Raw genomic sequence first — 5833 nt, forward strand, 5'->3', positions numbered from 1 at the left:
AAAATTAAGCAACATGAGAGTGACTCTTATTGTTTTGAGTATGATGGTTTTGTTGACTAATAATACCTTATCATCTGCCAATATGCTGAACCAACCGGATTCGGCTTACCTTTTTTCGTATGCCTCTACGAAAAATGCCGGCCACAATGGCTTACATTTTGCCTGGAGTATCGACCGCAGGCACTGGACTGCCATTGGTCCTGAATATAGTTTTCTCAAAAGTGATTATGGCGCCTGGGGATCTGAGAAACGTATGGTTGATCCTTTTCTTTTTCAGGATAGTTCCGGTTTATGGCATTGTGTTTGGAGCCTGAACGAAAGAGACGGGGTTTTTGCCCACGCTGATTCTAAAGACCTTTTGTATTGGGGCAGGCAATCATATCCGGTTGTTTCAAAGGAAAGGAATTGCCTGATGCCCGAAGTCTCCTGTGATAAAAATAACGGTTACTATACCATTTCATGGATTAGCACAAATACCGGAGATAATGAAATTTCAAGTGTCACGACTAAAGACTTCAAAAATTATACACCTGCAAAATTATTTTTACAAGCCAATCGTTTGAATGCCAGAGTAAATATTTCCATTGGAGAAAGGGTTGAAACCGGTATTGTCCACAAAGTACCCTGGGAAATTATCGAAGGTTTAATCCAAAAGCAACAATTGGATATTTACAATAGCCAGTTGAACAGTGAAAATCCCACGGGGGATTCTATACGATTTACTTCATTCAAGCCATTAAGTGCAACCATAACAGTTGATGCCTCAAAACCAAAGAAGATTAGCGATATGCTTACCGGCATTTTTTTCGAAGATATCAATTATGCTGCTGATGGCGGTTTGTATGCCGAATTGATCCAGAACAGGGATTTTGAATATATGCCTGGCGATAAAAAAGGTAATGATAAAAGCTGGAACAGTTATAAAGCCTGGAGTTTAAATGGAAAAGAAGGTTCTTTTACCATTGATTCCGTGTCTCCAATTCATCCCAACAACAAGCATTATGCGGCTCTGGATATTAAAAAGACAGGAACTGGCTTGGTGAACGAAGGATTTGACGGCATTGCCCTGAAAGAAGGGGATAAATATGATTTTTCGCTCTTCGCCCGCAGGGCTGATGCGAAAAACGAAAAATTAGTGATCCGTCTGATCGGGTCAAAAGGCGAGATATATGGGCAAGCTACTGTGAATGTAACTTCTGCCAAATGGAAAAAGTTCAGTTCTGTATTGGTTGCTAATAAAACTGTAGCCGATGCACGGCTTGAAATTGTCCCGCAATCTGACGGCCGTGTTGATCTGGATATGATTTCGCTGTTCCCGCAAAAAACATTTAGAGGGCATAAAAACGGTTTGCGTTCTGATTTGGCCCAGGTTTTGGCTGATATTCATCCCCGTTTTATGCGTTTTCCCGGCGGTTGTGTATCCCATGGCGACGGACTGGGTAATATTTACAGATGGAAGAATACTATCGGCCCGCTGGAAGCCCGCAAGCCACAGCGTAATCTCTGGGGATATCATCAAAGCGCGGGATTGGGTTATTTTGAGTATTTCCAGTTTTGTGAAGACATTGGGACAGAACCTGTACCAGTAATTGCAGCCGGTGTTCCCTGCCAGAATTCATCAACAGGCGGGGCCGGACAGCAAGGCGGAATTCCCATGTCTGAGATGGATAGCTATGTGCAGGATATCCTTGACCTCATTGAATGGGCCAATGGCGATGTACATACGAAATGGGGAAAACTCAGGGCTGAGGCAGGTCATCCCAAGCCTTTCAACCTGAAATATATTGGAATTGGCAATGAAGACCTTATTACCGATATTTTTGAAGAAAGGTTTACCATGATTTATAAGGCTATCAAGGAAAAACACCCGGAAATTACCGTAATCGGGACTGTCGGGCCGTTTTGTGAAGGAACCGACTACACGGAAGGCTGGAACATTGCTTCAAAGCTGAATGTCCCGGTTGTTGATGAACATTATTATCAGCCGGTGGGCTGGTTTATTAACAATCAGGATTTTTACGACAAGTACGATCGTTCAAAGCCAAAGGTTTATCTTGGCGAATATGCTTCATGGGGCAATACTTTATTCAATGCTTTAACCGAAGCGCTTTATCTTGCCTCTGTCGAACGCAATGGCGATGTAGTCAAAATGGCCTCGTATGCTCCTTTACTGGCAAGGGAAAAGCATACCCAATGGAACCCTGATCTGATTTATTTCAACAATACAGAAGTGAAGCCCACGGTTAACTACGAAGTTCAAAAGCTTTACGGGAACAATTCCGGGGATACTTACCTGGAAAGTAATTTAAGACTTTCGACCGATAAGACAGATGCCAGGAAGCGCGTAGCCGTTTCGGTTGTCCGTGACAGCAAAACCAATGATCTTATCGTCAAACTGGTCAATCTGCTGCCGGTTGCGGTAAATACTGATGTTAATCTGAAAGGGGTGGGCGCAATCGATTCTACGGCAACAAAAACCGTACTATCCGGCAGGCCGGTTGATAAAAATGTGAAGCCTCTGGTAGAAAACATCTCTGTGGGCGAAAATTTCAACTGTTCATTGCCTGCGTACTCCTTTACTTTAATCCGGATACACAACCAATAAATACTAGATACATGAAAACAAGATTTCATAAATTGATTTTTGGGGCTTTGGCATTTTGCTGGTCTTTTTTCCCCAATTTGATGGCTCAGGTTCCACCTGAAGTTGCTGAAAAAGACCAGGTCGCTTATCTTTTCGTTTATTTCACGGGAAATAATGTTGAAGACGAATCCGTTCATTTTGCAATCAGCAAGGATGGGTATAATTATTTAGCCCTGAACAACAATCAGCCTGTACTTGATTCCAGGAAAATCAGTTCGACGGGCGGCATACGCGATCCTCATATTCTTCGCGGCCAGGACGGCAAAACCTTTTATATGGTTGCTACCGATATGACCTCAAACAAGGGCTGGGATTCCAACCGGGCTATGGTACTTTTAAAATCTACCGATTTGGTCAACTGGTCGTCAACTGTGGTCAATATTCAAAAAAAATATCCGGGGAATGAAGACCTTAAGAGGGTTTGGGCTCCTCAAACCATTTATGATGCTGCTGCCGGGAAGTACATGATATACTGGGCTATGAAAAACGGGGATAATCCCGATAAAATTTATTATGCGTATGCAAATCCTGATTTTACTGATCTGGAAGGTAAGCCTAAACAATTATTTTTCCCTTCAAACGGAAAATCCTGCATCGATGCAGATATTATTTTAAAAGATGGCGTTTATCATCTCTTTTATAAAACAGAAGGGTATGGAAACGGTATCAAACAAGCCGTTACTTCTTCGGTGACATCCGGCAAATGGGACGAAATGCCGGATTATATGCAGCAGACAAAGGATGCTGTTGAAGGTTCCTGCGTGTTTAAGCTTTCCAACAGCAATAAATATATTTTGATGTACGATGTTTACATGAAAGGTAAATATCAGTTTACCCAAAGTACGACCCTCGACAGTTTTAAAGTAGTGGACAATCAGATTTCCATGAATTTTCATCCCCGCCACGGGACGGTTATGGCCATCACCAAAAATGAGTTGAAAGCATTGGTCGCAAAATGGGGTATGCCGGCCGGTTATCCGGAAATCAACAATAATCCGGTTCTGGAAGGTTTTTATGCTGACCCGGAGGTCCTCTACTCAAATAAAACAAAAAAATATTATATCTATCCCACCAGCGACGGTTTTGACGGATGGAGCGGAACTTATTTCAAAGCATTTTCTTCTTTAAATTTAAAGGATTGGAGAGATGAAGGCGTTATTCTTGACCTGAAAAAGGATGTTTCCTGGGGCAAGAAATATGCCTGGGCTCCCTGTATCATTGAGAAGAAAATCAACGGGAAATATAAGTATTTCTATTATTTCGTTGCCGATAAGAAAGTCGGTGTGGCGGTTTCCGATAATCCTGCAGGGCCATTTAAGGATTCCGGCCGTCCTGTTGTGGACAGGAAGCCTGCAGGCCAGACACGCGGGCAGGAAATAGACCCTGATGTATTTATGGATCCTAAAACCGGGAAAAATTATCTATACTGGGGCAATACATACATGGCAGTTGCTGAGTTAAATAAAGATATGTTGTCCATAAAGGAAAATACGGTGAAAGTCCTTACTCCTGCCAGATCCTTTGGTGAAGCCACTTATGTTTTTTACCGTAACGGGAAATACTATTACCTCTGGTCAGAAAATGATACCCGTAGTGAGAATTATTGCGTAAAATACGGGATGTCCGATTCTCCGACCGGGCCAATTTCAATACCTGCCAATAATCTTGTAATAGCAAAGGATACGGCACAACATATTTATGGAACCGGCCATAATTCTGTTTTGCAGATACCCGGGAAAGATCAGTGGTATATCGTTTATCACCGTTTCAGTTATCCCAACGGGGTGAAAATGGGCATGCCTGCCGGATTTTACAGGGAAGTGTGCATTGATAAAATGGAATTTAATGAAGATGGAACCATAAAGCAGGTGAAACCTACGCATAAAGGGATTAGTGCGATTAAATAATCTGCTTTACCTGTAATAAAATATCAAACCACAAAGTTCACAAGGATTACAATTAACTTGTATTCTCTGTGAACTTTGTGCCATTCGTGGTCAAACTATATCAAACTATATCAAACCACCTCAAACTATATCAAACTACCTCAAACTACCTCAAACTACCTCAAACTACCTCAGACCACAAAGTCCATAAGGTTCACTATTTTATTTTTCGGTGAAAATTCAAGACTTTGATTTTTTGTGTTTTCTAATCTCATTCTAATATCATTTTAAATTCAGTCTAAGATGCCGGGAATAACTTTGCGTTAAAAATAAGATAGTAATGTTATTCCGGAGATTATCGTTATGCTCATTGTTGCTGTTGACTTTCAATCTTTTTGGCCAGGAAAGTTCTAAGGATACTTTAAAACTTACCCTGAAACAGGCAGAAAATACTTTTATCAGCCAAAATTTATCTTTGCTGGCCCAGAAATATAATATTGATGCAAACAAGGCGCTTATTCTACAGGCAAAACTTTATCCCAACCTGGAAATCAATCTGGTGCAAGGCGCTTATAACCCTGTGACAAAAAAGTGGTTCGAGCAGGATTATCAAAACGGGGAACAGGCTTACCAATTGTCACAATTAATTGTCCTTTCGCATAAAATCAAGAAACAGACAAAAATTGCTGAAACAAATTACAAACTGGCCGAAGATAATTTTTATGATTTGTTGAGGACCTTAAAATTTGCTTTGCGAAGCAACTTTTATAATATTTATTACCTGCAACAGACCTCAAAAGTTTATGACCAGGAAATTACCGCTTTGCAAAATGTCGTAAATTCTTACGACAAGGTAAAAGATAAGGGATATGTTTCAAAATCGGATTTGGTTCTGGTTCAGGCTCAGCTATATTCTTTAAAAAGTGAATACCAGAATCTGATTGAAAACATAAACGATCTGCAAAGTCAGACCAGGCTTGTATTGCAGTTGCCTTCGAAAACTTATATCCAACCCTTTGTTGATCCGGAAATTGCTAAAGAAAGTCCGTTCGAATATACCTTAAAATCATTATTGGATTCGGCTTATCAAAACCGGACGGACCTGTTGATTGCTCAGGACAATGTGACATTAAGCCAGCAAAATCTTGATTATCAGAAAGCATTGGCTGTGCCTGACATTACCCTGGGGGCAGGCTTCGACAGGCATGGCGGTTTTGTCTCCAATTTTAGTGAAGTAAGCGTAGGTTTTGCAATTCCTATTTTCAATCGTAACCAGGGTAATATTAAAAATTCAAAAATACTT

3 protein-coding genes are annotated in these 5833 nt (G+C 40.9%); all 3 read left to right on the top strand.

All coding sequences use genetic code 11. The annotated features are described in order from the left end of the window. Positions 1-40: 40 nt before the first annotated feature. Positions 41-2605: an alpha-L-arabinofuranosidase C-terminal domain-containing protein gene (locus Q8907_11650; protein ID MDP4274922.1), complete on the top strand. Its 2565-nt coding sequence runs from the start codon at positions 41-43 to the stop codon at positions 2603-2605. A gap of 80 nt (positions 2606-2685) precedes the next feature. Next, positions 2686-4551, top strand: a complete 1866-nt coding sequence (locus tag Q8907_11655; protein MDP4274923.1) for a family 43 glycosylhydrolase — start codon at positions 2686-2688, stop codon at positions 4549-4551. Positions 4552-4870: 319 nt separating this feature from the next. After that, positions 4871-5833 (top strand): TolC family protein (locus tag Q8907_11660; GenBank protein ID MDP4274924.1); only part of this gene is annotated, 963 nt, incomplete at its 3' end.

This window comes from Bacteroidota bacterium (assembly GCA_030706565.1).
Taxonomy (GTDB): Bacteria; Bacteroidota; Bacteroidia; order Bacteroidales; family JAUZOH01; genus JAUZOH01.

Coding starts and splice junctions, on each gene's coding strand:
- Q8907_11650 (MDP4274922.1), top strand. CDS start 41: ATGATGGTTTTGTTGACTAATAATACCTTATCATCTGCCAATATGCTG.
- Q8907_11655 (MDP4274923.1), top strand. CDS start 2,686: ATGGCTCAGGTTCCACCTGAAGTTGCTGAAAAAGACCAGGTCGCTTAT.